Annotated in this window: 2 protein-coding genes and 1 pseudogene; all 3 read left to right on the top strand. The window is 69.9% G+C overall.

Going from position 1 to position 2575, the window contains the following annotated elements:
* Positions 1 to 1449: potassium-transporting ATPase subunit KdpB (gene kdpB / locus ACIG5E_RS39275; RefSeq protein ID WP_396542086.1), on the top strand; the 1449-nt coding region annotated here is incomplete at its 5' end.
* A gap of 17 nt (positions 1450 to 1466) precedes the next feature.
* The gene (locus tag ACIG5E_RS39280; RefSeq protein WP_396542088.1) at positions 1467 to 2114 is read left to right on the top strand and encodes a potassium-transporting ATPase subunit C; all 648 of its coding nucleotides are present in this window, start codon (positions 1467 to 1469) and stop codon (positions 2112 to 2114) included.
* A 143-nt stretch (positions 2115 to 2257) separates the two neighbouring features.
* Positions 2258 to 2575 (top strand): annotated as a pseudogene (locus tag ACIG5E_RS39285) (histidine kinase); the annotation flags it as partial.

Here is a 2575-nt window from a genome sequence, read left to right on the forward strand (position 1 = left end):
CGGCAGAAGACGCCGAACGAGATCGCGCTCAACATCCTGCTGGCCTCGCTGACCATCGTCTTCCTGGTCGCGGTCGTCACGCTCCAGCCGATGGCCACCTACGCGGGCGCCCCGCAGTCGATGATCGTCCTGGTCGCCCTGATCGTGGCGCTGATCCCGACCACCATCGGCGCGCTGCTCTCCGCGATCGGCATCGCGGGCATGGACCGGCTGGTGCAGCGCAACGTGCTGGCGATGTCCGGGCGCGCCGTCGAGGCCGCCGGCGACGTCAACACCCTGCTGCTCGACAAGACCGGCACCATCACCCTGGGCAACCGCCAGGCCGCCGAGTTCCTGCCCGCCCCGGGCGTGGGCGCCGACGAACTGGCCGGCGCCGCCCAGCTCTCCTCCCTCGCGGACGAGACCCCCGAGGGCCGCTCGATCGTGGTCCTGGCCAAGACCGAGTACGGCCTGCGGGCCCGCGCGCAGGGCGAGCTGACCCACGCCACCTGGGTGCCGTTCACCGCCCAGACCCGGATGTCGGGCGTGGACCTGGACGAGGCCGAGGGAGTCCACCAGGTCCGCAAGGGCGCGGCCGGCGCCGTCTCCAACTGGGTGACCGAGAACGGCGGTTCGGTCGGCGACGAGGTCTCCGCCCTGGTCGACGGCATCTCCGCGGCCGGCGGCACCCCGCTGGTGGTGGCCACCAAGGTCGGCGACAGGCCCGCCCGGGTCCTGGGTGTCATCCACCTCAAGGACGTGGTCAAGGAGGGCATGCGGGAGCGCTTCGACGAGCTCCGCCGGATGGGCATCAAGACCATCATGATCACGGGCGACAACCCGCTGACCGCCAAGGCGATCGCGGAGGAGGCCGGCGTGGACGACTTCCTCGCCGAGGCCACGCCCGAGGACAAGATGGCCCTGATCAAGAAGGAGCAGGAGGGCGGCAAGCTGGTCGCGATGACCGGCGACGGCACCAACGACGCCCCCGCGCTCGCCCAGGCGGACGTCGGCGTCGCGATGAACACCGGGACCATGGCGGCCAAGGAGGCTGGCAACATGGTCGACCTGGACTCCAACCCGACCAAGCTGATCGAGATCGTGGAGATCGGCAAGCAGCTGCTGATCACCCGCGGCGCGCTGACCACCTTCTCGATCGCCAACGACGTGGCGAAGTACTTCGCGATCATCCCCGCGATGTTCGCCGGGGTCTACCCGGGCCTGAGCCACCTCAACATCATGGGCCTGCACAGCCCCCAGTCCGCGATCACCTCGGCGATCATCTTCAACGCCCTGGTCATCATCGGCCTGATCCCGCTCGCCCTGCGCGGCGTGAAGTACCGCCCGTCCGACGCCAGTTCGCTGTTGCGCCGCAACATCGGGATCTACGGCTTCGGCGGTCTGATCGTGCCGTTCGTCGGGATCAAGCTGATCGACCTGATCGTGCAGTACGTCCCCGGCCTCGGCTGAGAAAGGAGTCCACCGCAATGTCCAAGCCCCTTCCCGCCATCGTGCGGACCCACCTCACCGCACTGCGCGTGCTCCTGGTGCTCACCGTGATCCTCGGGATCGCCTACCCGCTGCTGGTCACCGGGATCAGCCAGGTCGCCTTCGCCGACAAGTCCAACGGCTCGATCGTCAAGTCCGATGGGAAGGCGGTCGGTTCCAGCCTGCTCGGCCAGAACTACAACCTCCCCAAGAAGGCCCCTTCTGGTTCGACTACGGGCGACGACCCGAAGGAGGAGTCGGCCCCGGACCCGAAGTGGTTCCAGCCCCGGCCCTCCGCCAACAACCACGCCGGCGACAACTCGGGCGCCAGCAACCTCGGCCCGAACAGCGACGACCTGCTCAAGGCCGTCAACGACCGCCGCGCCGCCGTCGCCGCGTTCGACGGCGTCGACCCGGCGAGCGTCCCGGCCGACGCGCTGACCGCCTCCGGCTCCGGCCTCGACCCGCACATCTCGGTGGCCTACGCCAAGGAGCAGGTCAACCGGGTCGCCAAGGAGCGCAAGCTCCCCGTGGAGACGGTCGCCAAGCTGGTCGACACGTACACCGAGGGCCGCTCGCTCGGCTTCCTCGGCCAGGAGGGCGTCAACGTCGTCCTCCTCAACAAGGCGATCAGCGAGCAGAAGTGACCGGCCAGTGACACGGCGCGACAAACCAGGGTGACCGGGCCGACCCGGGCGCGGGAGGATGCCTCCGCGCCCGGGTCGGCTGCCCCGTATCCGCCGACGCGTACCGTCCAGCCCTCATCTCCCGATGGAAAGAAGCAGTGCCCATGGCCCGCGATCTCACCCCCGGCTCCGGCATCCGCACCGGTCGGCTGCGGGTGTACCTCGGTTCCGCCCCGGGGGTCGGCAAGACCTACCGGATGCTGGACGAGGCGCGGCGCAGACAGGAACGCGGGGCCGACGTCGTGGTCGGGTACATCGAGTGCCACGGCCGCCGTCACACCGAGGCCATGACCGACGGCCTGGAGGTCCTGCCGCGGGCCCACCGCTCCTACCGCGACGCCGAGTTCGAGGAGATGGACCTCGACGCGGTGCTCGCCCGCCGCCCGTCCGTCGTCCTGGTCGACGAGCTGGCGCACACCAAC

The sequence above is a fragment of the Kitasatospora sp. NPDC053057 genome, assembly GCF_044546945.1.
Lineage (GTDB): Bacteria > Actinomycetota > Actinomycetes > Streptomycetales > Streptomycetaceae > Kitasatospora.